Source organism: Dactylosporangium sp. CS-033363 (assembly GCF_050942475.1).
Lineage (GTDB): Bacteria > Actinomycetota > Actinomycetes > Mycobacteriales > Micromonosporaceae > Dactylosporangium.
Map to the genome: position 1 here is coordinate 9,573,678 of NZ_CP192032.1, position 25,695 is coordinate 9,599,372.

23 protein-coding genes are annotated in these 25,695 nt (G+C 71.1%); 8 read left to right on the top strand and 15 right to left on the bottom strand.

Annotation, left to right across the window (positions count from 1 at the left end):
* The first annotated feature begins 24 nt into the window (after positions 1–24).
* Positions 25–591, top strand: a complete 567-nt coding sequence (locus tag ACQPZ4_RS44110; RefSeq protein ID WP_433050409.1) for a TetR/AcrR family transcriptional regulator — start codon at positions 25–27, stop codon at positions 589–591.
* Positions 592–710: 119 nt separating this feature from the next.
* Here ACQPZ4_RS44110 and ACQPZ4_RS44115 read toward each other — a convergent pair whose 3' ends face one another.
* Positions 711–1,292: a TetR/AcrR family transcriptional regulator C-terminal domain-containing protein gene (locus ACQPZ4_RS44115; RefSeq protein WP_433050412.1), complete on the bottom strand. Its 582-nt coding sequence runs from the start codon at positions 1,290–1,292 to the stop codon at positions 711–713.
* 29 nt (positions 1,293–1,321) lie between these two features.
* Between ACQPZ4_RS44115 and ACQPZ4_RS44120 the strand changes: the two genes are divergently transcribed.
* The gene (locus ACQPZ4_RS44120; RefSeq protein ID WP_433050415.1) at positions 1,322–2,542 is read left to right on the top strand and encodes a beta-ketoacyl-[acyl-carrier-protein] synthase family protein; all 1,221 of its coding nucleotides are present in this window, start codon (positions 1,322–1,324) and stop codon (positions 2,540–2,542) included.
* A 3-nt stretch (positions 2,543–2,545) separates the two neighbouring features.
* Here the strand turns inward: ACQPZ4_RS44120 and ACQPZ4_RS44125 are convergent, their stop codons facing one another.
* Positions 2,546–4,111, bottom strand: coding sequence for an ADP-ribosyltransferase domain-containing protein (locus ACQPZ4_RS44125; RefSeq protein ID WP_433050418.1), 1,566 nt, complete (start codon positions 4,109–4,111; stop codon positions 2,546–2,548).
* 84 nt (positions 4,112–4,195) lie between these two features.
* Here ACQPZ4_RS44125 and ACQPZ4_RS44130 point away from each other — a divergent pair, with 84 nt between their 5' ends.
* The gene (locus ACQPZ4_RS44130; RefSeq protein ID WP_433050421.1) at positions 4,196–4,828 is read left to right on the top strand and encodes a macro domain-containing protein; all 633 of its coding nucleotides are present in this window, start codon (positions 4,196–4,198) and stop codon (positions 4,826–4,828) included.
* 4 nt (positions 4,829–4,832) lie between these two features.
* On the opposite strand, the gene ACQPZ4_RS44135 is transcribed toward ACQPZ4_RS44130, so the two are convergent.
* A complete protein-coding gene (locus ACQPZ4_RS44135; protein WP_433050424.1) occupies positions 4,833–5,087 on the bottom strand; it encodes a three-helix bundle dimerization domain-containing protein in 255 nt (84 codons plus the stop codon).
* Between the two features lie 170 nt (positions 5,088–5,257).
* Between ACQPZ4_RS44135 and ACQPZ4_RS44140 the strand changes: the two genes are divergently transcribed.
* From ACQPZ4_RS44140 to ACQPZ4_RS44150, 3 genes are all read left to right on the top strand, one after another.
* Positions 5,258–6,865 carry a glucuronyl esterase domain-containing protein gene (locus ACQPZ4_RS44140; RefSeq protein WP_433050427.1) on the top strand — a complete coding sequence of 536 codons (1,608 nt, stop codon included), beginning with the start codon at positions 5,258–5,260 and terminating at the stop codon, positions 6,863–6,865.
* A gap of 130 nt (positions 6,866–6,995) precedes the next feature.
* Entirely contained in the window at positions 6,996–7,712 is a 717-nt protein-coding gene (locus ACQPZ4_RS44145) for a lysozyme (protein ID WP_433050430.1), read from the top strand.
* A gap of 109 nt (positions 7,713–7,821) precedes the next feature.
* Positions 7,822–8,271, top strand: coding sequence for an iron chaperone (locus ACQPZ4_RS44150; RefSeq protein ID WP_433050433.1), 450 nt, complete (start codon positions 7,822–7,824; stop codon positions 8,269–8,271).
* Here the strand turns inward: ACQPZ4_RS44150 and ACQPZ4_RS44155 are convergent.
* The 5 genes from ACQPZ4_RS44155 to ACQPZ4_RS44175 form a co-directional block, all read right to left on the bottom strand.
* Entirely contained in the window at positions 8,252–9,010 is a 759-nt protein-coding gene (locus tag ACQPZ4_RS44155) for an alpha/beta fold hydrolase (RefSeq protein ID WP_433050436.1), read from the bottom strand. The genes ACQPZ4_RS44150 and ACQPZ4_RS44155 overlap by 20 nt on opposite strands.
* The gene (locus tag ACQPZ4_RS44160) at positions 9,010–10,347 is read right to left on the bottom strand and encodes a hypothetical protein (protein ID WP_433050439.1); all 1,338 of its coding nucleotides are present in this window, start codon (positions 10,345–10,347) and stop codon (positions 9,010–9,012) included. The genes ACQPZ4_RS44155 and ACQPZ4_RS44160 overlap by 1 nt, the downstream gene beginning before the upstream one ends.
* A gap of 63 nt (positions 10,348–10,410) precedes the next feature.
* A complete protein-coding gene (locus tag ACQPZ4_RS44165; protein ID WP_433050442.1) occupies positions 10,411–13,623 on the bottom strand; it encodes a helicase HerA domain-containing protein in 3,213 nt (1,070 codons plus the stop codon).
* Entirely contained in the window at positions 13,620–14,519 is a 900-nt protein-coding gene (locus ACQPZ4_RS44170; RefSeq protein WP_433050445.1) for a hypothetical protein, read from the bottom strand. The genes ACQPZ4_RS44165 and ACQPZ4_RS44170 overlap by 4 nt, the downstream gene beginning before the upstream one ends.
* A gap of 6 nt (positions 14,520–14,525) precedes the next feature.
* Complete coding sequence (locus tag ACQPZ4_RS44175) at positions 14,526–15,575, bottom strand: endonuclease domain-containing protein (protein WP_433050448.1); 1,050 nt, start codon at positions 15,573–15,575, stop codon at positions 14,526–14,528.
* Positions 15,576–15,755: 180 nt separating this feature from the next.
* On the opposite strand from ACQPZ4_RS44175, the gene ACQPZ4_RS44180 reads away from it, so the two are divergent.
* On the top strand, positions 15,756–16,499 hold the full coding sequence (locus ACQPZ4_RS44180; RefSeq protein ID WP_433050451.1) for an SDR family NAD(P)-dependent oxidoreductase: 744 nt from the start codon (positions 15,756–15,758) through the stop codon (positions 16,497–16,499).
* On the opposite strand, the gene ACQPZ4_RS44185 is transcribed toward ACQPZ4_RS44180, so the two are convergent.
* From ACQPZ4_RS44185 to ACQPZ4_RS44210, 6 genes are all read right to left on the bottom strand, one after another.
* Positions 16,486–17,301 carry a LysR family transcriptional regulator gene (locus ACQPZ4_RS44185; RefSeq protein WP_433050454.1) on the bottom strand — a complete coding sequence of 272 codons (816 nt, stop codon included), beginning with the start codon at positions 17,299–17,301 and terminating at the stop codon, positions 16,486–16,488. The genes ACQPZ4_RS44180 and ACQPZ4_RS44185 overlap by 14 nt on opposite strands.
* A 72-nt stretch (positions 17,302–17,373) precedes the next feature.
* Entirely contained in the window at positions 17,374–19,497 is a 2,124-nt protein-coding gene (locus tag ACQPZ4_RS44190; RefSeq protein WP_433050457.1) for a carboxypeptidase regulatory-like domain-containing protein, read from the bottom strand.
* Between the two features lie 181 nt (positions 19,498–19,678).
* Positions 19,679–20,494, bottom strand: coding sequence for a DUF4142 domain-containing protein (locus ACQPZ4_RS44195; protein WP_433050460.1), 816 nt, complete (start codon positions 20,492–20,494; stop codon positions 19,679–19,681).
* A 113-nt stretch (positions 20,495–20,607) separates the two neighbouring features.
* Positions 20,608–22,827 (bottom strand): hypothetical protein, encoded by a 2,220-nt coding sequence (locus ACQPZ4_RS44200; protein WP_433050463.1) that lies wholly within the window; start codon positions 22,825–22,827, stop codon positions 20,608–20,610.
* Between the two features lie 144 nt (positions 22,828–22,971).
* Positions 22,972–23,487: an SRPBCC family protein gene (locus tag ACQPZ4_RS44205; protein WP_433050466.1), complete on the bottom strand. Its 516-nt coding sequence runs from the start codon at positions 23,485–23,487 to the stop codon at positions 22,972–22,974.
* Positions 23,484–23,810: an ArsR/SmtB family transcription factor gene (locus tag ACQPZ4_RS44210; protein ID WP_433050469.1), complete on the bottom strand. Its 327-nt coding sequence runs from the start codon at positions 23,808–23,810 to the stop codon at positions 23,484–23,486. Before ACQPZ4_RS44210 ends, ACQPZ4_RS44205 begins: the two co-directional genes overlap by 4 nt.
* 67 nt (positions 23,811–23,877) lie before the next feature.
* Between ACQPZ4_RS44210 and ACQPZ4_RS44215 the strand changes: the two genes are divergently transcribed.
* The gene (locus tag ACQPZ4_RS44215; protein ID WP_433050472.1) at positions 23,878–24,687 is read left to right on the top strand and encodes an alpha/beta fold hydrolase; all 810 of its coding nucleotides are present in this window, start codon (positions 23,878–23,880) and stop codon (positions 24,685–24,687) included.
* Here ACQPZ4_RS44215 and ACQPZ4_RS44220 read toward each other — a convergent pair.
* Entirely contained in the window at positions 24,679–25,626 is a 948-nt protein-coding gene (locus ACQPZ4_RS44220) for an SEC-C metal-binding domain-containing protein (RefSeq protein ID WP_433050475.1), read from the bottom strand. The two genes, ACQPZ4_RS44215 and ACQPZ4_RS44220, sit on opposite strands and share 9 nt — an antisense overlap.
* Between the last annotated feature and the right edge of the window lie 69 nt (positions 25,627–25,695).

The window sequence follows — 25,695 nt, forward strand, 5'->3', positions numbered from 1 at the left end:
CGACGACTGTTTACTCTTGTCCGGATGGTACGGGCCGGTCTCACACGCGCACATGTGTGCACCGCCGCGCTCGAAATGGCCGACGAGGTGGGCATCGACCACGTGACGATGACCGCCCTCGCCCGCCGGCTCGGCGTGGCGGTGCCCAGCCTCTACGAGCACGTCCGCGGAGTGCCGGACCTGCTCGACGCGGTCGCCGGGCTGGCCACGAACGAGCTCGCCGACCGGCTGGGCGAGGCGCTGCGGGACCGCACCGGCCGCCCCGCGCTGATCGCCTACGCCACCGCCCTGCGCACCTGGGTGGTGGCGCACCCCGGCCGCTACGCCGCGACCGTGCGCCCGCTGACCGACCCGGCGGGCGCCGCGGCCCAGGCCCGGATCGTCCAGGGCTGCGCGACCCTCCTGCGCGGCTACGGCCTCGACGAGACGCGCGCCGTGGACGCCGTCCGTTTCGTGTACTCCACGATGCACGGCTTCCTGCACCTCGAAACGGACGGCGGCTTCCACCACGCGCGCGACCTGGACACCAGCTGGTCCCTGATCCTCGACGCCCTGGACCGCGCCCTGACCACCTGGCCGCCCGCTCGCTAGGCTCGCCTCATGCAGGAGTCTGGCCGCCGGCACCCGGATCGACCTGGTCGGTGCCCTGCAGGACGCCGTCACCTGGCACGGTGGTCCCATGCCGACGGGCGTCAACGCACCCTGACCGCCTAGCGGGCGCGGACGGTCAGGAGGCCGGCCAGGTCGACGTCGGCCGGGCGGCCGCCGTAGCCCGAGTCGGCGATGAGGCGGGCGCCCAGCACGGCGCTCCAGAACGTGCGGACCTCCACGGCCGGCGGGCGGTCCACGGTCCAGCCGCGGCGGTCCAGCAAAGCGAGCAGGTAGTGCTCGGCCTGGCGGAACAGGATCGTGAGGTACAGCTGCGCGGTGGCGTGCAATTCCGGGCGCTCGCGCGCGATCGACATCGCCTGCACGGCCCGTGGGATGGACGGCAGGGCGAGGGCCGTGCGGGCCAGGGCGGAGCGGAACGTCTGCGGCGTGCGGCTGCGGCGGCCGAGCGATTCCAGCCGGGCGGCCTCGCGCAGCAGGGTGGACAGGGCGGCGTGCACGAACAGGCCGTCCTTGGAGCCGAAGTAGTACGTGATCTGGTGCGGGTATGCCTCGGCGGCGCGGGCGATGGTGGCCACGCTCACGCCGGCCAGCCCGTGCTCGGCGAAGAGGCCGGCCGCGCACTGCAGGATGCGCGCGCGGGTGCGGCGGCCGCGGGCCCGGGCCGGTTCGCTGATGGACATGGGATATTTGTATACGGTACAAGTAGGGGATGGACATTGTGGTCACCGGGATGGGGGCTCTGTCACCGCTGGGCGGGGACGTCGAGGCGCTGTGGCAGGGGCTGCTCGCCGGACGGTCGGGCGTGGGGCGCATCGATCACCTGCTGCCGAGCGGGGTGATGGACGAACTGCCCGTGCGGATCGGCGCGACCATGGCCGTCTCGCCGGACACCCTCCTGACGCGCGTGCAGGCGCGGCGGATGGACCGGTGTGAGCAGGCCGCCCTCGTCGCGGCGCAGCAGGCCTGGCAGCACGCGGGCGCGCCCGAGGTCGACTCCGAGCGGCTGGCCGTCGTCATCGGGACCGGGATCGGCGGGGTGAGCACGCTGCTGGCCCAGGACGACCTGCTGGAGGAGAAGGGGCCGGGCAAGGTCTCGCCGCTGACCGTGCCGATGCTGATGCCCAACGGGCCGGCGGCCTGGGTGAGCATCGAGTTCGGCGCGCACGCGGGCGTCTACACGCCGGTGTCGGCCTGCGCCTCGGGCGCGGAGGCGATCGCGCTCGGCGCGCGGCTGATCCGGCTCGGCGAGGCCGACATCGTGATCGCGGGCGGGTCGGAGGCGGCCATCACGCCGCTGACGCTGGCCGGGTTCGCGCAGGCGCGCACGCTGTCCAAGCGCAACGACGAGCCCGAGCGCGCGTCGCGGCCGTTCGACACCGACCGGGACGGGTTCGTGATGGGCGAGGGCGCCGGGATCGTGATCCTGGAGCGCGCCGAGCACGCGGCCGCGCGCGGGGCGACGGTGCACGGGCGGCTGGCGGGGGTGGGGGTGACCTCGGACGCGTACCACATCACGGGGCCGGACCCGAGCGGCGCCGGTCAGGTCCGGGCCATCCGCCGCGCGGTCGCGGACGCCGGGCTGTCCGCATCCGACGTGGCCCACGTCAACTGCCACGCCACCTCGACGGTCGCCGGCGACCTGGGCGAGGCGGCGGCGATCCAGCGGGCCCTCGGCGACGACGTGGTGCTGACGGCGCCGAAGTCCGCGCTGGGTCACCTGGTCGGCGCGGCGGGGGCGGTGGAGAGCATCGTGACGCTGCTGTCGGTGGCCCACGGCGTCGTGCCGCCGACGCTCAACCTGGACAACAAGGCGCCCGAGGTGACGCTCGACGTGGTGTCGGGCGCCCCCCGGGACCTGCCCATGCGCGCGGCGGTGTGCAACTCGTTCGGCTTCGGCGGCCTGAACGTGTCGCTCCTGTTCACCGCCTGACGCTCAGCTGACCTGCGTCTGCGATTCCAGCTCGGTCAGGCGCACCGTGCACAAGCCGCCGCGCTCGGACTGCACGTCGGTCACGGCCAGCTGGGTGCCCGGCGTCAGGATGAACTCCTCCTCGCCGGTGAAGGCCGAGTACCGGCGGATACCGACGGCGCGCAGCGGCACGACCTCGAACAGGGTCCGCTTGCCGCTGCCGCCCATGAACGACCGGGCCACGCCGATGCTGGACGTGCACGACGACACGCCCCACCAGGTGACGGTCTGCCCCATCGGGTACTGCCGGCGCAGGTCCATCCGCACGCCCCGCCAGACCGGCTCGCGGCGCGCGGGCAGGCGCGACACGGCCGAGAAGAGCAGGCGCAGGTACGGCAGGTACGGCTCCAGCCGGCTGCGGTCGGGATCGCGCAGCGTGGCGTTGATCTGGCGGTAGAACGCGGACTCACAGGTGTACAGGTAGAGCGCGGCCGCCTCGTCGGCGCTCAGGCTGCCCTCGTGCTCGCGGGACGCGCCGAACGCCTGCGACGCCGCGACGTGCCCGTCCAGCCCGCGCAGGACCCCGGCCGCGGGCGCGACGGCCTTGCGGAAGTCCAGCAGCGGCGTGTCGAAGACCCCGGTGATCACCGGCAGCGCGAGGCCCTCGTCCTTGACGCTTTCCAGGCGCTCGAGGTACAGCCGATGCAGTTCCATCGTCGAGGCGATGAACGCGCCCATCCGCTCGGCCGCGGGGTCCTGGTGCGCGTTCCAGCCGGCGCTCGGCAGCCAGTCGATCTCGTCCGCGCCGAGCGAGCGCAGCGCCTCGTTGACGGTGGCGAAGTGCTCGTTGTCGCAGAAGATGTCGCCCTGCGCGGCCGGGTTCGGATGGTCGATGTGGCGGACCTCGACGCCCGGGTACTTTTTCTGCAGCCGGGTCACCAGCGACTTGAGCCCGCGGGCGTGCGCGCCCCACCAGGCGAAGACGACCCCGCGGTCCTCCTCGGCCGCGTCCTGCTTGGCCCGCAGGATCTCCTCGACGATCCGCTCCACGACCGGGCGCCAGAAGCCGGTGTGCGCGTCGGTGCCGCGGTCGGCGTCGGCGCTGGCGGTGAGCGAGGCGTTCAGCAGCAGGACGCCCTGCGTGAGCATCGAGGAGAACCACTCGGGCGGCGGCACGGTGTCGTGCTGTTTGAGCAGTGCGCGAATGTCCGCGATCGGCGTCTTCTTCGGGATGCCGTACTTCCACATCGCCGCCGCCTTGATGATGCAGCGGATGCTCACGACGCGGCCGAACTGGCTGTCCGCCCAGTCGTGGAACGTGTTGTCGAACATGGCGATGCCCGTCGCGCTCTCCGGGCGCGGGTACGGGTTCTGGCCGAAGACGACGACCTTCCACTTGTGCGGCGGGTTGGGCTTGAGCGCCTGGAAGGTGAGCTCCCGGACCGGCACGATCTGCGGGCTGCGCTTCGGCCCGATGAACTCGGCCGCCTCCGGCTGCGCCTCGATGACCGGCCGCAGCAGCGGAAGCCACGCCTCGCCGCCGCCGTCGAAGAGCTCGGTGAGGCCAAGCGGGTCGTCGGTGTCGCTCAATGTACCCTCCCTCGAGATCCACTGTGGACACCGCACCGTACCGGGTGCGCCCGGCGACACCGAAACTGGAGTGAGCATATGACCGTGCGAGTGGTACTCAGCGACATCAACGCGAAGGTCGTGCAGTCCTGGATGTCGGCGTTCGCGGACGAGCCGGACGTCGAGATCGTGAAGGGTTCGATCCTCAACCAGCACGTCGACGCCTGGGTCACGCCGACCAACTCGCACGGCATCATGAGCGGCGGGGTCGACGCGGTGATCCTGCGGCACCTGGGGCCGGGCATCCAGCTGCGCGTGCAGCGGGCGATCCGCGACCAGTTCGGCGGGGAGCTGCCGATCGGGGCCGCGGTGTGCGTGCCGTCGGGGGCGGCGAACCCGAAGTACCTCATCGCCGCGCCGACCATGCACGCTCAGGCCGAGAACGTGCGGCACACGCTCAACGTGGCGCTGGCGTGTGCGGCGGCCTTTCAGGCGGTACAAATGCAGCCTGGAATTTCGTCGGTGGCGCTCGTCGGCATGGGTGCGGCGACCGGCCAGGTGCCGCCGCAGGTGTGCGCGAACCTCATGTGGGCCGGGTACACGCTGTTCCGGGAGAGCGCGTTCGACGACTACGCCGAGCTGCGCGCAACAGTGAGCGAGCAGCTCGGCGACATCGAGTCGCGGCCGGCCACCGAGCGGGTGCGGATCACCCCGCCGGCGGCCCGGCGTCGTCGCTGACCGTTCAGCCCTCGCCCAGCACCGGCTCGTGGAGCGGATAGCCGCGCGCGACCAGCCGTTCCACGACCTGGTGCCGGGTGAGCGACAGCACGTGCGTCTCCACCTCGGCCTCGGACAGCAGCTCGTTGTACGTATCGCGCACGACCCGCTCGACCTCGCCGGCCGGGGCGTCCGGAAAACGCTCCTGCACGATCGTGATCTCGCGTTGCAGCGCCGTTTCGATGTCGCCGAGATGGGCGACCCCGTCGTGCTCGGACATGTCAGCACCTCCTTGTGCGCATCGGGTTACCCGTAACTTCCACGACTCGAACACAAGTGAGCAGCGGCGCCGGGGCCGGACCTTGACAGGCTTCGAAATGTTGCCCGACCCTCGGCGCAACATTTACATCCGGCCTGCCCCAACCGGATCCCTCCGGAAGGAGAGCCCTGGTGAAGATCCGCCTGCCGCTCGCCCTCGTCGCGGTCGCCGCCCTGCTCGCGGGGGCGGGACTGCAGATCCTGCACTCCCCCGCCGCCGTCGCGGCCAGCGCCGGCGTCGAGGACGAGGGCGCGAACTGCGCGGTGCCGGCCCTGCCCGACGCCGGTTCGCTGCCGACGAACGCGAAGCTGCCCGATCCGTTCAAGAAGCTCGACGGAACGCGCATGGCGAACAAGTCCGAATGGACGTGCCGGCGCGAGGAGATCAAGCGCCTGGCCGAGAAGTTCGTCTACGGCGAGAAACCGGCAAAGCCACAAAGCGTCACCGGTACCGTGTCCCGCACCTCCATCACCGTCAACGTCTCCAACGCCGGGAAGTCGGCCAGCTTCTCCGCCGCCGTCGACGTGCCCAGCGGGACCGGCCCGTTCCCGGCGGTCTTCGTGCTCGGCGGGTTCGGCGCGGACACGGCCGCCATCAAGGCCGCGGGCGCCGCGGTCATCACCTACGACCCGTACGCCGTGGGCAAGGAGGGCACGCCGCGCACGAACAAGCAGGGCGCGTTCTACTCCGTCTACGGCGCGAACAGCAGCACCGGGCTGCTCATGGCCTGGGCGTGGGGCGTCAGCCGGCTCATCGACGTGATCGAGCAGTCCGGCGGGAGCGTCCTGCGCGGCGACGCGACCGGCGTGACCGGTTGCTCGCGCTTCGGCAAGGGCGCGTTCGTCATCGGCGCGTTCGACCAGCGCATCCAGCTCACCATGCCGATCGAGTCGGGCAGCGCGGGCGTGCCCATCTTCCGCGGCATCCCGGGCGAGGGCGCGCAGAGCCTGAGCAGCGCGTACGGCGAGCAACCCTGGCTCGGCGACGCTTTCGGAACGTTCACGGGCAGCCCGGCGCGGCTCCCGGTCGACACCCACGAGATGGTCGCCATGGTGGCGCCGCGCGGGCTGTTCATCATGGACAACCCGCACATCGTCAACCTCGGCCCGAAATCGGCGAGCGTCGCGGCCCTGGGCGGCGCGGAGGTCTACAAGGCCCTCGGCGCCGGCGACAGCATCACCTACTGGTCGGACATCCAGGACGGCAACCACTGCGCGAACCGGCCGGAATGGCGCACGCCCTTGCAACAGAACATCCAGCGGTACCTGCTGAAGTCCGGCAGCGCCGCCGGCTCGTTCCACGTCTCGTCGAAGGCCTCCGGCAACCTCGCCGAATGGCGCGACTGGACGACGCCCTCCCTCGGGGGCGGGTCCGCTTCGCCCACGCCGTCAGCTTCGGCCTCTCCGTCGGCATCGGCTTCTCCCTCCCCCTCGGCCTCTCCTTCCTCCGGGGGTCCGGCCGGCGGCTGCACCGCCACCGTTTCGCTCAACCAGTGGAACGGCGGCTTCGTGGCGACCGTGCGCGTGACGGCCGGGTCAACCCAGATCAACGGGTGGACGGTCAGTACGACACTGTCGCCAACGTTGACGATCACCAATGTGTGGAACGCCGCGCGGAGCGGGAGCAGTTTCAGCAACGTGCAGTACAACGGCACGGTTCCCGCGGGTCAGTACACCGAGTTCGGCTTCCAGGGCACCGGCACGGCCACCGGCCTGACCGGCACCTGCTCGGCCCGGTAGCGCACGTCCGAGGGGCCCGGCGGTACACCCGCCGGGCCCTTCGCCGTACCCGAGACTTCGACGTTCACCTATTGAAAGTTTCCGACGACCGTGAACTAATCGACGAAGGTCTTTCCCACAAGGAGGCAGCGTGTCGGTACGAAGGCTCGCCCTGCTCACCGCCCTCGCCCTGGTCGCCACGGCCCTGATCGGCTCGCCGGCGCAGGCCGCGACCGTGACGTACGGCCAGGACGTGTCGGGTCACCAGGGCAACGTCAACTGGTCGGCGCAGTGGAGCGCCGGCTCGCGGTTCGCCTACATCAAGGCGACCGAGGGCACGTACTACACCAACCCGTACTTCGCCCAGCAGTACAACGGCTCGTACAACATCGGCATGCTCCGCGGCTCGTACCACTTCGCGATCCCCAACGGCGGCGGCGGCGCGGCGCAGGCGGACTACTTCATCGCGCACGGCGGCGGCTGGTCCAAGGACGGCAAGACCCTGCCGGGCGCGCTCGACATCGAGTACAACCCGTACGGCGCGACCTGCTACGGCCTGTCCCAGTCGGCGATGGTGAGCTGGATCCGCGCGTTCCTGAACCAGTACCACACGCGCACGGGCCGGTGGGCGGTCATCTACACGACCACGGACTGGTGGAGCACGTGCACCGGCAACTACAGCGGCTTCTGGGCCAACTCGCCGCTGTGGCTCGCGCGGTACAGCAGCAGCCCCGGCACCCTTCCCGCGGGCGCGCCGACGTGGTCGTTCTGGCAGTACTCCAGCAGCGGCCCCTTCGCCGGTGACTCGAACCAGTGGAACGGCGCGCTGGACCGCCTCCGCGCTCTGGCCTGCAACGGCGCCTGCTGAGCTTCGGCCTTTTTCGCTCCGCTTCGGTCAGTTTTCGAGAAGCGGGCCCATGGCGGGCCCTCCTAGCATGGGAAACGTAACGATCAAGCAACCGCGAGGAGCGCCCGCCATGGCCCGCAAAGCGACGACCCAGACCTTCACCGACGACGAGCGCGCGGCGATGAAGGAACACGCCGCCGAGGTCCGCGCCTCCTCGTCGCGCCGCGGCTCCAAGGCCGACAAGGCCGCCGAGGACGCCAAGGCCCTGCTGGAGAAGATCGCCGAGATGTCCGAGGGCGACCGCACGATCGCCGAGCGCGTCCACGCCATCATCACCGAGACCGTGCCGGACCTCGCCCCCAAGCTCTGGTACGGCATGCCGGCCTACTACAAGGGCACGAAGTCCATCTGCTTCTTCCAGCCGGCGACGAAGTTCAAGACGCGCTACTCGACCCTGGGCTTCAACGACGACGCCGCCCTGGACGACGGCGACCTCTGGCCGGTCGCGTACGCCCTGCAGTCCCTGACCCCGCAGGTAGAGGCCCGCATCGCGGAACTGGTCAAGCGCGCAGCGTCCTGACCACCTGCCGGCACGCCTCCAGCACCTCGCCCGGATGCGACAGATGCACCTCATGCTGCGCACCGGGCCAGCTGAGCAGCGGCGCGCCGAGCGCTTCGGCAAGCCGCTGATGCGCCCGCCGCATCCGCGCGGCGGGCTTGCGATCGGCGGTCACCACGGCGGCGGGCCGCTTCGGCAGCTCGTCCTCGCGGAAGCCCTGCGCGAGCGCGCCGAGCCCCTTCGCGGCGCGGCCGAGCTTCTCCAGGTCGACGTCGAGCATGCGCTCACGCGCCGCCCTGATCGCCGGCGGCTCATCGCGCTTCCGGATCGACCGCTCGATGGCCCTGCGCATCAGGGCGGGGATCGCTCGCCCGGCCAGCGGTACCCGGCTGAGGGCGAGCACGACGCGCATGGTCCGCTCCACCTGAGCCGCCGCGGGCGCGTCGTTGACGGGCGACGGGTCGAGCAGCACCAGGCCGGCCACGTCCTCGGGATGGTCGCGGGCGAGCAGCAGCGCGACGGCCCCGCCGAGGCTCTGGCCAATGACGACGACCGGCCCGAGGCCCGCCTCGCCCAGCATCGCGTGCAGGTCCGCGGCCGCCCCGGCGAGCGGCGCCTCCGGCCGGTCGTAGAGGATCACGCGCACGCCGGGGTCGGCGGTGAGCCCTTCCACGAGGCCCGGGAAGAACCCGTCGACCGCCTCGGCCCCGCCGGGCAGGAGCAGCACGGCGGGTCCGGCGTCACCGCGTACGTCAACCATCAACCGATGCTATTTGAGTGGTGCCGGTAGCGACGGATGAGCTCGAGGAAGATCCGTAGCTTCGCAACATCCGCGGGCTTCGGCGGGTCCGGGTTGAAGTGCATGACGTTGTTGCGCACCTGCCGAATCTGATTGAGCCGTGCGATGAACTGCTCCTGATCCAGCCGCCAGCCCAACTGCTTCCAGCAGTCCGCATTGGCCAGGACGGCCTTGTACTGACCGATCGTCATTGCCTCGAACCCCCTGAAACCGGACCCGCAAGCGCTCCGGACGGTGTCCTCGTCGAAGGTGTTGACAATCAGCTGGCGCAGTTCCTGGTCCACTTCGCCGATGAGGAAGAACGGAGTGGCCGTGTCGTCGTACTTCCGCACCACATCGGTGGCGGTGATGATGCCGCCGATCTCACCATCGAAGTCGCGAACGAAGATGAACTCCTCCTGCTGCAGAGTGGAAAGAACGTCGAGCAAGCGCCGGTCGTAGTCGAACACCTGGGCCGGACGGATGGCGTCACTCACGGTGGCACCGGCGTCGAGGTGCTTGGCCTCGGCGATCGACTTCCAGGAGATGGCCCCGTGCAGCGTGTGCGGGCTGGCCAGGACCGCGACTTGTGAATAGTCGTTGATCTGCAGCATCGTGATCACCTCCTCGAACGAGGCGGTCGGTGCGACCCAGGCCAGGCTCGGCTCGGCCGGCAACAGGTTCCCCAGCTTCAGCCCGATGTCGACGCTCTCCTCGTCGTCCGCGCCCTCGACCTCCGTCTCGGCCTCGTCGGCGGGGGTGGCGGCCGTCTCCGTCGGACGCTCCGGCACTTGGAGGAGGCGCACGGTGCTGTCGAGGTCAACTGCCCGGAAGTCCGGTGCGGTGGTCAAGTTGTGGTTGGCGAGGTCGGCGCTGACTTGAGCACTGGCGGTCTGGTCGCGGTCGGTCAGATCCCAATGCTTGATCATCTGGCGCACGGTCAGGGAAATGGGCTCGCCGGCCGTCGCCTTCGTGTGGGCCCACTCCAGGAATCCGAACCGGCGACGCACCCGGTCGTCCTTCTGGGTCGGGGCCGCGCTGTCCGCGCTGACCTCGTCGGCGACGGACTTGAGCAGCCGCTGGCGGAGCATGTGCAGGGTCGGCCCGTCTCGGCCGACCCGCCACACCGACCATCCGGGCACGGCGCTGATTCCGGCGGCGGCGGCACCGGCCGCGGACGGGGTGTTGAACTCGCGCCCGTCGCGCAGCCGGAGCCGGCCGCGCTCGGTCACGGTCGCCTCGTGCGGGGGTTCGCCGATGCGCTGGTGGTAGAAGAGGTCGTCGCCCGGTTTCAAAAGGCCGGCCTCGATCAGGTCCATGATGCGGACCCGCCGGCCGTCGAGCAGGTGTTCCCGGCGAGAGCGTTCCGAGGGCATGCGGTTTCACTCCAGGTTGGGTGAGCGGTGGGCGCGCTTGACGACTTCTTCGGGCGAGAGCGGCGCTTTCGGGTGGTACGTCAGGCAGAGCGGGGTGCGAACCTTGAGGAACGAGAAGCCCTCGCCGGCCGCGTAGAACTGGCCGCTGCCGAGCAGGCCGATGTCGGGCAGCCGGCCGCCCTTGGCCTGGGCGAGCTCGCGGGCCGCGTCGATCTGGGCCGGTGAGTTCAGCAGGCCGAAGAACTGCGTCGTCGCGTTGCCCGAGATCTGGTTGTGCAGGCCCTTCGGCGCCTGGGTGGCGAAGACCAGGCCCAGCCCGTACTTGCGGGCCTGCGAGGCCAGCGTGATCGTGCTCGCCGTCGAGGCGGTCGCGCCGGTCGCCGGAGCGAGGGTCTGGGCCTCGTCCATGATGAACAGCCCGCCGAGCGGCCGGTCGCCGGCCGGGTGGCGCTTGAGCCAGGTGAACAGCGCCATCTGCAACTGGTTGACGAAGCCCTGCCGCTCCTGGTCCGACATCAGCCCGATGAAGCTGATCACCGAGACCCGGGCGCGCTTGCCCGGCGCCGGGGTCAGCAGCGCCGCGGGATCGGCCGACGCCCCCTTGCCGCCGAACAGCGGATCGTTGACCATCGCGGCCTTGAGCGTCTCCGCGAGGTCGTGCGCGAGCTTCCCGGCCCGGCTCATCCGGCTGACGTCCTCGGGCAGGTCGGCCAGGAAGTCCGTGAAGCCTTCGAGCCCGACGGTACCGCCACGCGCGTACGCCTGCAGCGCCTCGGTGAGCACCGCCTTGCCCTGGGCCGCGAGTTTCGTCGTCCCGCTGACACCCGCCCGCGGCGCGAGCGCCTCGACGGCCGCGCGGATCGCCTGATCGAACTCGTCCCGCGAGTCCCGCACGGGCGTGAAGTCCGGCAGCGGCTGGAAACTGAGCGGGCGCCCGCCGCTGACCCCGGGCGTCCAGACGACGACGTCGGTGTGCTCGAGGTAGTCCCGCGCGCGCTCGTCGTCGCCGGGCCCCCAACCGGCGGGCGGCTCGGGCCACGCATCGCCGAGCCGGGCCAGGTCGTTGTTCGGGTCGAGCACGATCGACGAGACGCCCTGCCGGGCGCACTCCTCGACCAGCCGCCGGATGAGCACCGTCTTCCCGGACCCGGACCCCGCGAAAATCACCGTATGCCGCCGCAGCGACTCCAGATCGATCATGAACGCGGCCTCGTCCTGCAACACCCGCCCAAGCCGAATCGTCCGCCCGTCCCCCTCCGACTCCGGCACGGCCACTTCCGAAATGCGCAGATTGGGCGCGTCCGGTTCCGGCACAGGCACGTCGGCCATTTCGGGCGACGACGCTGGTGGCGGCTGCGGCGCCGGATCGGACACCGGTACCGCTGTCTCGCCAGACTCCCCGAACAGCTCACGGAATAGGCCCGTCCTGCTCGCGGGCCGCCGGGACACCAGCCACTCGCCGTGCGCGGCGTGCGGCGTCGCCTGCATCTGCTTGAGCGCGGCGAACACCTTGAGATCCTCGTCGTCGATCTTGTGCCAGATGCCGCCCTCGTACAGGAACTTGTTCACGGTCTCGGCGGTACGCGGACCGGTAGGCCAGTCACCGCGCCGCAGCACCACCAACTTGCGCTGCGGAACCGCGCGGTCGAGGCCGGTCGCCGTGCAGGCGTCTTTGATCCGGGCGATGACAGCGCGGGCATTGTCGTGGGCGATGGCCCGGAAGCCCCAGTGCGCCTCATTCTCAGTCGTCTCGTCGAGCACCTGAACCAGGCGCGCGTGGAGGGCCGGTTTCGCGCTCGGTGGTGCATCCTGTTTGTAGACAACACCGGTGGGGGCGTGCTCTTCGATCCAGGCGTGGAGGCCGGCGGCGAGCAGCGGCGGCATCGCGACGTCCTCGCCGTGCTTGTCCAGGGCCGCGCTCACGTCCACCTCCCGCAGGAGCCGCTCGAACTTGGCGTCGAGCTTCGTGAGATCGGAGTCCTGCGTGCCGTTGCCACCGGGCTTAGGACCGGGCGTCGGCTGATCGGCGAAGCGCCGCAACTCGGTGATCTCGTCCGCGTCGAGACAGCGGCGGATGTGCTGATCGACCCGGCGTAGCAGGATGCGTGGCGTGAAAAACCGCGCCTCGTCGAATGCCTCCGGACGGATTGGCCAGGTTGGGTATTCGGGCGACACGTGATACGCGCCGAAGACCTCGGCGAACCGCACCTCCACGATCTTGCGGGCGATCTCGGCGTGGTCGATCCGGTCGGGTAGCAGCGTCTCCCGGAATCGTTGGATGACCGGGCTGGGGGCGCTGCGCTTCAGCAGCTCCCACGTGTCCGGGAGGCAGGACATCACCACGACGGTGCGATGCGTGATGTCGCGCAGGGTCAGCAGTCCGTCGGCGACCAGGCCGACCGCCGCCGCCTGGCCGAACTCCAGGCTCTCGTCACGATCGAAGAACTTGATGGCGCTCTGCGCGAACAGCGTGTCCAGCTGGTCGATCGCGATCACGCTGGGGCTCAGTGTCAGCGCGATGAGCCGCGAGATGTCGCGGACGACCTCCTGCGGCCGGCGGACTTGCGGGGTAAAGCCCCAGTCCGCGCGGTCCTCCGGCTCGGTCGGCTCGGAGATGAGGTGGGCGAGGCCGATGTCCTGATGGTCGAAATCGAGCGAGCCGTACAGCACCAGCGCCCGGGCCGTGTCCTGGCACTCGCGGCCGACGTCCTGGTTGTACCCGCGCAGCCCGGCGATGAAGGCGTCCATGTGCGGCCGGGTGAGCGGCGCGTTGCCGACGATCGCGTCCCGGGCTTCCGGCGAGATACCCAGGTACGGGACGAGCCGGCGCAGGAACGTCTTGAGCTGCGTTCCCAAGCCGAGCGCATCGCTGCGGGCCAGGCCGCCGAGGATGCCCTGGACCGTGCTCTCCCAGAACGTCCGGCCACTGATCATGTTGACCAGGAAGAAATAGCCGCCACCGTCGGCGCGCTGGATTCTCTCCCGCAGGGCGCCGAGCAGGTGAGTCTTGCCCGCGCCGGCGCGCCCCTGGAGGGCCACGCCGAGCGGGGTGACGGTGTCGTCGCGCCGGGCCCGGCCGACGCCGCTGAGGATCTCCCGGACCGCCCGTTCGTGCAGCTCGGGCACGTCGTACGGCGAGGGCCGCCAGATGTCCTCCGGCGTCGGCGCCGGGTTGAAGTGCAGGGCTTCGAGAGCGGCCCGCTCGGCGGCGGGAATCACGGCCGGCCGATCGACAGCGCGTGGCTCGCCTCACCGCCGATGTCGATGGCGGCGTCCCGGTCACGTGCGGTGAGCGCCTTGGTGTTGGCGATGGGAATGATCCGCACGCCGTCCTGGTCGAGTAGCGACATCAGTGCGGCGTCGACCTCGGCCCGGGCCAGAGCGGGCAGCTTGTCGCGGAGATCGGCGAGGCCGACCCACTCACCCGGCCGCCCGGCCAGCGCCGCGTACGCCTTGCGGACCTGCGACTCCGCGTCCGCACTGTCGATGACCTCGACCTCGTCCTGAGTCTGCTGGCGCCGGAAGAACTCGCCGTGCCCCATCTGCAGCTGCTCCAACGACCGGCCGACGTTGCCGAGCAGCGTCAGCAGCGTGCGGACGGCCGACTTCGATTCCTTCGGTGGCGCCAGCAGATGCAGCCTCCGCGCCAGTCCCCAGCCCTTCTCGGTGAGTTCGTGGGAGAACGGCGTGTGGGACCGGTCGGTCTCCACAAGGCCGAGCTTCACCAGCTTGGCGTTGTCCGCACCGGTGAGGGAGAACCCGGCGAACTCCTTCAGGTCGGCGTTGTCCATCGGCCGTGCCTCGGACATCAGCACCACGAGGGCAAAGATCTGGTTCGGCGAGAGCTTCGGCAGGTCCGGGTCATGCGGCGGGAGGTGCGGCTTCGGTGGTTCCGGCTTGTCCAGTTGCTTCCGGCCCTCGGCCGTGATGGTGAACAGGAGTGACCGGCCAGCACGGCCGACCTCCACCAGACCGAGCTCGACCAGCCCCCCGGAGCTCTTGAGCTCGCCACCACCGAGCGCCTTCAGTTCCTTGTTGGTGAGCGCGCGACCCTCAGAACTCAGGATCGTCAGCGTCTTGTTCTGGTTCTCGCTCAAGCGGACTTCGGCGGGCACGGTGCCTCATTTCTGTGGGAGGGGGGTGCGGCGAAGCAACAGCAGGTCCCGGATCATCAGGGCGGTCGCCTGCGGATCGGTCAGGACCTGGTCGTTGGTGAAGCGCAGAACGTCATGGCCGAGCACCTGCAGCTGGGCGTCGCGATGCCGGTCGTCCGCGTACTTCCAGCGCTCCCGATGGTCATCGCCATCGACCTCGACCACGAGGCCGTCGCCGGGCCAGAAGAGGTCCACGCGGTACGCCTTGCCGAGGACGTGCCACTCCAGCACCTCGTTCCAGCACCGCCCGCGAGCCCAGTCGTGTGGCGCGAGGGCCCGTTCCAGCGCCTGCTCGGCGGCGCTGTCCGCGCGCGGCAGGCCGGACAGCGGCGGGTACGTCAGCAGCGGCGGCTCCGGGCCTGCAAAGGGTCCGGGCTCCGCGGCGAGCCGGTTGAGGTACTCGGGCAGCGCGACCCGGAGCGAGGGGATCCGATCCACGTTGCGCAGCGGCGGGCCGGCGAGCCAGACCGTGAACCGCCCGTGCTCGGCGAGCCACTCCGCGGCCGCGGCCAGCGCGCGTTCGTCGTCCGCGGTCAGGCCGGCCGGCACGTCGATGAGGACCGCCGTCGACGTGCGGTCGTAGGCGTCGCAGATGATGCCGGCGAGGCCGCGCGCCCGTACCTCGGAGGGAAACCGCGGCCGCTCCTGCGCCGGATCGCCGCGCAGGGCCCGTTCCGCGGTGGCCGCGAGGAACGGCCCGAAGCGATCCGAGCGGGCCGCGACCGTGGCCGCGAGCAGGCGAACGGCGGCGAGGCCGAGTTCGGAGGGCCCGTCGAGGTGCTCGGCGCCGGGCAGCCAGCGCGGGAACAGCCGGAGCGCGGCCTGATCCAGGGCGTCGAGGAAGGCGGCGACGTACGCTCCCACGCGCAACCCCGCCGCCGGGCGGAACCGGACGACGGCCGGCGCGTCGGGCGGCAGCGGATCGAGCGCCACGCCGAGCAGCGCGGGATCGACGCCGGCCAGGTAGGTGGCCTGGCCCGGCGGCGGTCCGGCCCACCACCGCTCCCCCGGGGTCACGGTCGTCAACCGTACGCGGGGGTACTGATGACCACAGTCGGCTCTTCACCCGAGCCATTCCGGGTTCCGCGCGGCCCGGCGATACCTCGCGCGCATCGCCGGTTGCCGAAGTGGTCATTGTTCGGGCGGCCGCCGCGAAGTGGACTTGCGTCAGCAATCGCGAGTCACATGGGAGATGGAATGGGTCTGCTCGATGGCAAGGTCGCGGTCGTGACCGGTGCCAGTGAAGGTATCGGCTTCGCCACCGCGAAGCGCTTCGTGCAAGAAGGGGCGCACGTCTACATCACCGGGCGCCGCAAGGCCGAGCTCGACGCCGCAGTCGTGAGCATCGGCGCCACCGGCGTGCAGGGCGACGCCACCAACCTGGCCGACCTGGACCGGCTCTACGCCACCATCGGCGCGGACGGGCGGCGGATCGACGTACTGTTCGCGAACGTGGGCGGAGCGAGCATGGCGCCACTGCACGACGTGAGCGAGGACGACTTCGCGCACGCGACAAGGCTCAACCTCGGCAGCGCCCTGTTCACCGTGCAGAAGGCGCTGCCCCTGCTCAACGACAAGGCGTCCGTCATCCTCTGCTCGTCGACGCTCGGCAGCCGGGGCATTGCCGGGGCCGGGTTGTACGCCGCGGCCAAGGCCGGTGTGCGGTCGTTGACGCGCACCTGGGCCGCCGAGCTCAAGGAGCGCGGCATCCGGGTGAACGCGCTCGCGCCGCACACGACCGAGACGCCGATGGTGCGGGGGAACGCTCCCGCCGGTACCGACGCCGATGCATTTTTGGCCATGCTGGCGGCGGGAGTGCCGCTCGGGCGCGTGGCCGACCCGGCCGAGCAGGCGGCCGCGGCGCTGTTCCTGGCCTCGGGCGAGAGCAGTTACATCACGGGCATTGAGCTGCTCGTCGACGGTGGGGTCAACCAGCTCTGACCGCGCCCGCGACCGCGCGGGCGGTGGCGACGAAGCCGGCCAGGGCGTCCGAGCGGGAGTTGTGCGGCCAGGCGAGGACGATGCGGTTGGCCGGGACGCCCTGCACCGGCACGGCCACGACCGACGCGCCCAGGCGGCGGGCCGCGCTCGCGCCGGTGAGGACCACGAGCTCGCCGAGGGCGACGCGGTCGAGGAGCTCGTCGTGGCCGACCGGCGGGGGCTGCGCGCGGTAGCGGGCGTCGGCCTCGAGGTCGGGCAGCGTGAGGGCGGTCCGGGCGGCGAGCGGGTGGGCGGCCGGCAGCAGCGCGACCGGGGTCTCGTCGAGCAGGTCGGCCGAGTCGAGCGCGTCGAGGTCGTCGCTGCTGCACATGAAGGCGGCGTCGGCGTTCCCGGCGCGCACGGCCGCGCCCTGTTCCGTCGTGAAGAGCACCTCCACGTGTACGGCCTGTGCCTCCCGCCGGTACGCCGCCAGCACCTCGGCGAGCAGGCCGACGTCGGTGCCGGCCGGGGCCGCGAGGATCAAGCGGCGCGGGCGGGCGGCGCGTTGGGTACGGCTGACGGCTCCGTCGAGAGCGTCGAGAACGCGGCTGCTCTCCCGCAGGAACACCTCGCCGGCCGGGGTCAGGTCGACGCGGCGGCTGGTGCGCTCGAACAGCCGGACGCCCATCCGGCGCTCCAGGCGGCTGATCGCGCGCGACAGCGGGGGCTGCGCGATGCCCAGCTTCTCGGCGGCCCGGCCGAAGTGGCGGTGCTCGGCCACCGCGACGAAGTACACGAGGTCCCGGACCTCCGGACGATCCATGCGTCCGAGCGTACCGAGCACGACGGCGACGGCCGGAGCCCGCGCGCAGCGGACCCCGGCCGTCGGTGTGCGTTACGACACGGTGATGTTCACCGTCGTCGTCTTGTTGTTGCGGATCTGCACCGGCTGGGCGTGGGCGAAGTCGGCCCCGCCGATCCAGCCGCTGCGGCCGTCGTTGGTCACCCAGCGCAGCTTGACGTTCTGCGGCGCGATGTTGGCGATCGTGTACGTGCCGGCCGGCTGGCCCTCAGGCGTGTACCGGCCGCCGATGAACTGCACCGGCTCGCCGGTCACCGAGCTGAACGCGGTCACCAGGACGTCCGCCTGGTGGCCGTTCGCGTCCCGCACGATGCCGGTGACGGTGCCGCCGCCGGTGCGCATCTTGAGGTTGGCCTTGGCCGTCTTGCCGGCCTTGACCGTCACCTTCTCCGCGTCGTGGCGGTCGACCGCATTGCCCGACCAGCGCCACTGGTACCGCCCGTACGCGGACTCCACCGGCCAGGCGTACGGGCCGACGCCGCTGATGGTGTACGTCCCGTCCGCGCCCGCCGACACCGGGCAGTCCCCGGAGCCGCCGAAGGTCGAGCTCAGCGCCACGACCCAGACGCACGCGTACGGCAATGGCGCGCCGGTCGCCGCGTCGGTCACCTTGCCCTGGATCGTGCCGGCCTTGTCGAAGCGCACCTTCGGCAGCTGCAGGTTGTCCCCGACCGCGACGGTGAACTGCGCCGCGGTGTCCCGGTCGCCGGTGCCGCCGCCGTTGCCGAGCCACTGCAGGCCCAGCGCCGTGTCGCGCGGCTTGGCGATCACCGAGTACGCGCCCGGCTCGAGCGGGCCGATCACCACGGAGCCGGTCACCGGGTCCGGCTGCCAGTCGGAGCAGAAGCCGTACTCCGACCAGGAGAACACGTCGCCGACCCGCGCGGCCTGCACGCAGCCGTCGGTGGCCGCCCCGCCGTCGCGCTTGACCATCCGGGCGGTGATCGAGGCGCCGCGGCGCATCGCGGCGTCGTAGGTCGTCGTCTGCCCGGCGGTGACGGTCACCGCCGCGTTGGGAATGTTGAAGTGCTGGCGGTCGTCGATGTTCACGTCGAAGTTGTACTGCCCGATGAACACGTCGTTCAGGACGAGCTCGGTGCCGTCGGCGCAGTTGCCGAAGCTCGACGTGCCGAAGTACCACGCGCAGAAGCCGGAGATCGGCGCGCCCGACGTCGCGTCGTGGGCCACGAACCGCACCGTGCCGGTGGGCAGGAACTGCTCGTCGACCGCGGTCACCCGTCCGTCGGTCACCGCGAACTTCTGCGCGGCGTCCGGGTCGAGCTTGCCGTGCGCGTACTGCGTCACGGAGTTCGGCCCGGAGAACCCGACGATGTACTCGGCCAGCAGCAGGTTGTCGATGCGGTACCGGCCGTCGGCGTCGGTGGTCCCGTAGGAGTACAGGCTGTAGTCCTGGGTGCGCACCGACACGCTGGCCCCGGCGGCCGGCGAGCCGTCGGCGTTCGTGAGCCTGCCGCCGATCGAACCGGTCGGCAGCACCGTGTCGTGCAGCTCGACCGTCTGCCCGGCGGCGAGCTGGATCGGCGCCGCCGTCTCGAAGGTCAGCGCGCCGCCGTTCCACTGGCTGAACGCGTTCTGCACCCCGAACTGCAGCTTGTACGCGCCGACCGGCAGCTCGAACCGGTACGTCCCGTCCAGTTGCAGGCTGCGCGAGTCGATGTAGAAGTTCTCGGGCGAGGAGTTGGCGGTCACCGAGCCCGTCGCCGGGGTGCCGTCGCGGTTGAGCAGGTTGCCGGTGATGAACCCGGTCGGGAGCAGCTGCTCGTCGACGACCACTGTGGCTCCCGCGCCCACGGTGATCGGGTCGGCCCAGCCGTAACTGGTCTTCTGGTGCGCCCACTGGGCGAACCCGCCGCCGTCCGGCCGGAAGCTCATCCGGTAGTCCGCGGCGGCCATGTTCGGGATCGTGTAGGCGCCGTCGGCGTCGGTGGTCGCCGAGCCGGTGGAGCTCATGTCGTTCGTCTGCGCCCAGACGAACGCGCCGGCGGCGGGGTGCCCGGCGGCGTCGGTGAGGTGACCGGTGATGGTGGATGTGCCGGTCGCGGCGAGCGCGGGGCTGATCGGAACCAGGGTGAGGGCGGCGATCGTGACCGTCAGCGCTGCGGGGAGCAGCGGACGGCGCAGGGCATGCTGACGCATGTGCGCTCCTGATGAAAAGGGGTGGAGGTGCGGCGCTTCGCCGCGCGCCGCTCGCACATGATGCACCAGAATTCCGGCGCCGTGGGGGCACCGGCCATCGACCTGCCTAAACACCTTCCGTCGTCCGCGCTCGATGGCCCGGGGCCGCTCGAGCGAGCCCCGGGCCGTACGACATGAACGCTTATGGCACGTTCGTCGGGAGCGGGATGGTCACCGGCATCGTGGGATGGCGCGTCGGGCGCGCCGTCGGCCGTCCGGTCCTGGTCGCGGTCGGCGTCGCCGTCGGGGTGCGGTGCGGCGGCCGCATGGTGGGCCACCTGGTGGGCCGCATCGTGGGCCGCATGGTCGGGTGGTGCGGCGGGCGGTGCGTCGGCCGCATCGTCGGCCACGGGCCGGGTCCGGGCCGGTGCGTCCAGGTGGGCGTCGGATGGACCACCGGCACGTCATTGCTGTTTCCGGTACCGCACGCAAGCCCGTCGACATTCATGGCGGCCATCCCGCGGTGCGTGCGCAACGTGGGCAACGCGTCGCGGGCGAACGCCATCAGCCGCGCGTTCTGCCCGTCGGCGACCTCCCGTTCGAACAGCCCGACGGTGGCCACGTGATCGGCGTACGCCGCGGGCGCATACGAACAGTCGAAATCGGCCCCCTTCAGCCCCGACCAGATCTCGATGATGTTGCGCTGCACGCTGTCGGGCGACTTCGGGACACTGGCGCCGAGATCCTCGGCGAGCGCGGCGAGCTTGTCGCCCGCCTTCGTATGGTCGGCGACCATTCGCTGCCCGAACGACCGCACCCCCGAGTCGGCCGCCCGGTCGACCGCGAGCCGGCCGCCCTGGACCTCGTAGGCACCACCGTGCCCGGCGCCGTCGAGGAACGCCCTGTCCATCGACGACAGATCCCCCGCGGCCGCCTGCGCGGGCGCGGCCGCGGCGGTGGTGGCGGCGGCGAGTACGACCGCGGCGGCACAGGCCTTGACACTGAACGGGACGCGCATGACGGCGCCCTCCAATCATGGGATGGAGCAGATGCCGCCACCCTCAGTAACCGATTGGCTACACAAATAACGTGCCGCTCGGTTGCAAAACCCCGCCGCCGCGAATCAACCGGTCACTCGGGCATCTGCCGCCGCACCCGCTTCTCGATGCGCTTTCGCAGGTAGCCGGTCGTGTGCTTCAGGCTCCAGCCGGTCAGCAGGCTCAGCAGGCTGAGCGCCCCGCCGACGCCGATGAACACCCACTTGACCCAGCCGGGCATGAAGTCCAGGTACTTCGCGTCGGGTTTGGCCACGACGACGACCGTGGCGGCCAGCACGAGGGTGCCGACGGCGACGATCCACGCCATCCGGCCGCGCACCTTGCCGGCCACCATCATCTCGATCAGCGCGTCGATGCGCTTGGAGTCCGTCTGCACGGGCACGGGCGCGGGAACCACCGGCGCCGGCTCGGCCGCCTCCGCCTTCACGGCCGCCGCCGGCTTGTTCTTGCCGGCCGGCGGCGCGGTCTTGGCGACCCGGTTCGCGTGCCGGGCGGCCGCGCGCTGCTTGCTCTTGAGCTTCAGGATCTCGTCGGTGAGGGCCTCGATCTGGTCCTGATGCCCCTTGCTCGTCTGTTCCGCGTTGAAGCGCGCACTGTCCACGTCCGACAGCAGCAGGGTCAGCCTGGCCGCCTGCTCCTCCAGCTCGACGATCTTCGCCCGGAGCGGTTCGAGGATCGCGTCGTCGCGGTTGTCGAGAATCCGCATCAGCGACTCCTGCGTGAGCAGGTCCGGGTTGCCGAGCGTGAGGTCCATCAGCGCATCGCGGGCCGACTCGGAGTAGCGCAGGTAGATGAAGTCGGCCTCGGGATTCTTCCGTTGCCGGGTGAACTCGTCGATCTTGGAGAGGTACGCGCTCCACAGGAATTCCGTGGGCTGCAGCGCGGCATAGCAGTGCGCGATCACCTGAGCCCGCGGGAACGAGGCGTCCACCTTGATCGGATTCTTCAGCCACACCGTCGTCTGGAACCGGCTCTCCACCATCGCGAGCGGAACCTCGCGGTGCTTCGTGCCGAAATGCAGCCGGGCCGCCCGGACGAGGCCGGAGCTGGTGGTCACGAACAGGGCCGCGCACCGCTCGAGCGAGCGCATTGTCGCGCCGCGCCGGAGCCGGTAGACGCTCGTGATCGAATCGATGTCGCGATCGACGGCGGTCTCGCGCATCTTGGGGCCGATGGTCTGCCGGATCACGGTCCGGAAATCGTCCTCGTCGGTCTGGTACTGGTATTCCTCGTACGTGGGCTTGTCGACCACCTCGACGCCGAGCGCCGTGACGAGATCGGGCAACTCGTCCGACAGCCGGAACACGTCCCGGTCGGTGAGTTCGGGACGGCTGAAGATGTACCGCTCGACCTCCTGAATCTGCTCCGCCCGGCGCGCCGAGCGCATCGTCATGGCGATCGCGTACAGGATGTCCTGCATCTCCTCGATGGTGTGGGCGAAGCAGCCCAGCTTCGCCTTGGCGCTCTTGGCGAGCTCGAGCGTCGGCAGCGTGGCGTTCTTGAACTCCTCGCCGGACAGCCCCAGCGCCCGGAAGAGCACGCGCGTGTCGAGGTAGACGGTGGCGTTCTCGAAGGGCTTGATCACCTCGTCGCCCTGGTAGAGCGACGACGAGAGCATCATGCCCTGCACCCAGGCGATGACGTGCTCGGCCAGCGGATCGTCGTCGTCGATGAGCTGGCGGATGAACAGCGCGAGGGCCACGTCCAGCTCGTCGGCGGCCGGCTCCGGCGGCTCCGGCTCCACGAGCTCGTCGTCGAGCACGTCGGCCGCGTCGCCGTCGGGGACCGGCTCGGGATCGGCCGGGACCACCTCCTGACCCGGGTCCGGATGGGCCGTGCCGATGCGCTCACGCAGGATGTTGACGCCGTGCGTCTCGACGAACCGCAGCAGCGCCGCGGTCGCCTGCTCGTCGGTGACGGTGATGGTCCGCTGCGCCGCGTATTCCCTGAACGTCCGCAGGAACACCCGCTCTTTTCGCTCGAACTCACTCGTCGCCTTGTCGAGCCCGTTGGGCGGGCCGCCGACGAAGTCGATGGACTCGGCCGTACCGACGACCATGTTCTTGCGCCGCATGCGGTCGACGATGCTGCGAATCGCGCCCTCGGGCACATGCAGGCCGAACTGCTGGCGAATCGCGGTGCTGAGCGGGGCGTACCCGTCCGCGTGGCCGCCGAGGCCGGCCAGTGCGTGCGACACGAACGGCACGAAGTTGTCCATGTACGTCGTGCGGTTCGTGTCGGAGTTGACTTGGAGGATCGCCAGCGCCACGAGTTTCGACGCCGCGGACGACACCGGTGGAACTGCAGTCAACTGAGCCTCCAAGCGGCCTTCGAGACTAACGGCAAACGCAGCGTAGCCGAGCGTTACCCGGCACCCATCGGTTGCTCTGCCAATATCGACTCGGCTGACTGGTGGAAGCGGCTGCGCCGACCGTTGTCACGCGGATGCGGGCGGCTCCACTGCTGCCGCGTAGGCGGGGTGCAGTTCCTGCCAGCGCGCCCGCGCGTCGCAGCGTTCGCGGCCGGCCAGGTGGGCGCCGAAATCCTCGAGGTGGATCTGCACGCCCGCGCCGTACGCCGGGAGCAGCCCCACCGGCACGCCGCGCTCCTCGAAGGTCACCACGGTGCCGTCGCCGTCGGCGGTCAGGGTGGCCTCGATGACGTGCTCCTCGCCGCCCTCTGCGTCGCGGGTGGTCACCGCCAGGCGGTGCGGCGGTTCGCACACGTCGACGCGGCCGGTGCCCTGCCACTCGCTGGCGAAGAACCGCGCCCGGAACGTGCCGCCCAGCCGCAGGTCGCCGGCGAACTCGCCGAGCCAGCGGCCCAGCCGGGCGGGGTCGGTCAGCGCCGACCACAGGTTGTCGACGGTGCCGTCGAAGCGGTCCTGGACGCGTACGACGCCCTTGCCGTCGGCGGTGTGCAGGGTGCCCAGGATGCGGGTCTGCGTGGTCATGCGGTGCTCCTTCGCTCGCGTTTGCCCCGGGCGACCTCGGTGTGCAGGGCGTCCATCCGCTGCTGCCACAGGGCCCGGTATCGACTCAACCAGTCATCGAGCTCGGTGAGGGGCTCGAGGCGGAGGCTGTAGACGCGCCGCTGCGCCTCCGGGCGCACCTCGACGAGGCCGGCCTCGCGCAGCACGCGCAGGTGCCGGGACACGCCCGGCCGCGCGATCGGCACCAGGCCGGCCAGCTCACCCGCGGAGGCCGGGCCCCGCGTCAGGGCATCCAGGATCATCCGCCGGTGGCCGTCGGAGAGGGCCTGCAGCACAGCTTCCACGCTTATGTATGTATCAAGCCGGGTACGTAACCGTCAAGGTACACAAGCGCGAGGTTATGATCGACACATGGTGATCTCACGGGATGTGCAGGCGGGCGACGGGCGGACGCTGCGGGCGTACGACAGCGAGGGCGGCGGCCCGGTCGTGTTCTGGCACCACGGCACGCCGCACACCGGGGCGCTCCTGGCCCCGCAGCTCGCCGCCGCGCAGGAGCGGGGCCTGCGCATGGTGACGTACGCGCGGCCGGCCTACGGCGGGTCGACGCCGCGGCCGGGGCGGGACGTCGCGTCCGCCGCCGCCGACGCCGCGGCCGTCGCGGACGCCTTCGGGGTCGAGCGCTTCGCGGTCATGGGCGCGTCCGGCGGCTCCCCGCACGCGCTCGCCTGCGCCGCGCTGCTCCCCGGCCGGGTGACCGCGGCGGCCACGTTCGCCGGGCTCGCGCCGTACACGGACGAGTCGTTCTTCGCGGGTATGGCCGACGACCGTGCCCTGCGCGCCGCGCTCGAGGGTCGCGAGGCGCGCCTGCGCCACGCGGAGCACGCGGAGTTCAACCCCGCGGTCTTCACCGACGCGGACTGGGAAACCCTGAAGGGCCCGTGGGGCGCCCTGGGCGAGGACGCGGGGCGGGCCGCCGAGTCCGGCCCCGGCGGACAGGTCGACGACGACATCGCGTACGTGTCACCGTGGGGCTTCGATCCGGCGAGCATCGCGGTACCGGTGCTGATCGTCCATGGCGACCAGGACCGGATGGTGCCCGCCGGCCACGCCGCGCGACTCATGGCGCTGGTGCCGGCCGCGACCCGCTGGCCACGGCCGGACGACGGCCACGTATCGGTCATGGCGGCGTACGGCGCCGCACTGGACTGGTTAGCGTGATCTTGGCAGGCAGCACTTCTTGTACTTGTTGCCGGAGCCGCACCAGCACGCCCCGTTGCGCTCCGGCGGCCAGCTGATCCGTGCGGTCAGGCCCTTCGCGTAGCCCGCCCGCGTCTTCGGGTCGGCCAGGTCGCCGTCCTTGCCCGCGAATCTGGCCAGCCCGTCGACCGACGCGGTCAGAAGGGCCTTCCCGGGTGTACTGACCAGCTCGCGCTCCAGCCGCGCCCGGTGCTCGTCCCAGTCGGCGCCGAACGCGTCGGTCAGCTTCACCAGGCGCTCGAACTCCGCCTGCGGGAAGAACAGCAGCTCGCCGGCCTCGGCGGTGGGACCGGCCTGGGCCAGCTTGCTCTCCAGCCGCTCGGCCAGGTTGTCGTTCGCGTCGTGCTGCCGCCCGATGGCGTGCCGGATCCGATGCCGCTGCTGCAGCAGGAAGAACAGCAGCCCGGCGTCCTCGGGGTTGCGCGGCTCGGCGGTACGCTCGCCGAGCGCCTCCTGCACCGCCTCGGTCAGCCACTCCTCGGCCACGAGATGCCGCCCGCCGACGGCAAGGGCGGCACTGAGGTAGGCGGCGGCATCGGGGTACTGCCCGAGCAGCGGCCGCAGCGGCTCCAGCGCGGCCATCGCCTCGTCCTCGCGCCCGGCCCGGAACAGGATCCGGGCCCGCAGCGCCCGAGCGGAACCGGCCTCGCTGTCGTCCCGCGTCGCGTACGCCTCGACGGCCCGATCGACGTACCGCAGCGCCGCGTCGAGCTTGCTCCGGCTCTCCGCGATCTCAGCGGCAAGCACCAGGGCGAGCCCGGCGTCCTGCGGATCGGCCAGCCGCCCGGCATCGACGGCCGCGACGAGCTCGGCCGCGACCCCGAGCGGATCGGCGGCACCGAGCGCAGACTCCCGCAGCTCGCGAAGGTCCGCGCTGGTGAGGTCACCTTTTGTCAGCACACCCGTCACGCTACTGCGCCCGCTTGCCCGCCGCTGTTGATCTGCGTCTCAATCGCATTGCCCGGGGGT

Excerpts from the sequence above, each read along its gene's own strand:
- ACQPZ4_RS44120 (WP_433050415.1), top strand. The coding sequence starts at position 1,322 with ATGGACATTGTGGTCACCGGGATGGGGGCTCTGTCACCGCTGGGCGGG.
- ACQPZ4_RS44195 (WP_433050460.1), bottom strand. The coding sequence starts at position 20,494 with ATGCGCGTCCCGTTCAGTGTCAAGGCCTGTGCCGCCGCGGTCGTACTC.
- ACQPZ4_RS44115 (WP_433050412.1), bottom strand. The coding sequence starts at position 1,292 with ATGTCCATCAGCGAACCGGCCCGGGCCCGCGGCCGCCGCACCCGCGCG.
- ACQPZ4_RS44190 (WP_433050457.1), bottom strand. The coding sequence starts at position 19,497 with ATGCGTCAGCATGCCCTGCGCCGTCCGCTGCTCCCCGCAGCGCTGACG.
- ACQPZ4_RS44150 (WP_433050433.1), top strand. The coding sequence starts at position 7,822 with ATGGCCCGCAAAGCGACGACCCAGACCTTCACCGACGACGAGCGCGCG.
- ACQPZ4_RS44205 (WP_433050466.1), bottom strand. The coding sequence starts at position 23,487 with ATGACCACGCAGACCCGCATCCTGGGCACCCTGCACACCGCCGACGGC.
- ACQPZ4_RS44135 (WP_433050424.1), bottom strand. The coding sequence starts at position 5,087 with ATGTCCGAGCACGACGGGGTCGCCCATCTCGGCGACATCGAAACGGCG.
- ACQPZ4_RS44110 (WP_433050409.1), top strand. The coding sequence starts at position 25 with ATGGTACGGGCCGGTCTCACACGCGCACATGTGTGCACCGCCGCGCTC.
- ACQPZ4_RS44160 (WP_433050439.1), bottom strand. The coding sequence starts at position 10,347 with ATGGACCTGATCGAGGCCGGCCTTTTGAAACCGGGCGACGACCTCTTC.
- ACQPZ4_RS44180 (WP_433050451.1), top strand. The coding sequence starts at position 15,756 with ATGGGTCTGCTCGATGGCAAGGTCGCGGTCGTGACCGGTGCCAGTGAA.
- ACQPZ4_RS44155 (WP_433050436.1), bottom strand. The coding sequence starts at position 9,010 with ATGGTTGACGTACGCGGTGACGCCGGACCCGCCGTGCTGCTCCTGCCC.
- ACQPZ4_RS44185 (WP_433050454.1), bottom strand. The coding sequence starts at position 17,301 with ATGGATCGTCCGGAGGTCCGGGACCTCGTGTACTTCGTCGCGGTGGCC.
- ACQPZ4_RS44215 (WP_433050472.1), top strand. The coding sequence starts at position 23,878 with ATGGTGATCTCACGGGATGTGCAGGCGGGCGACGGGCGGACGCTGCGG.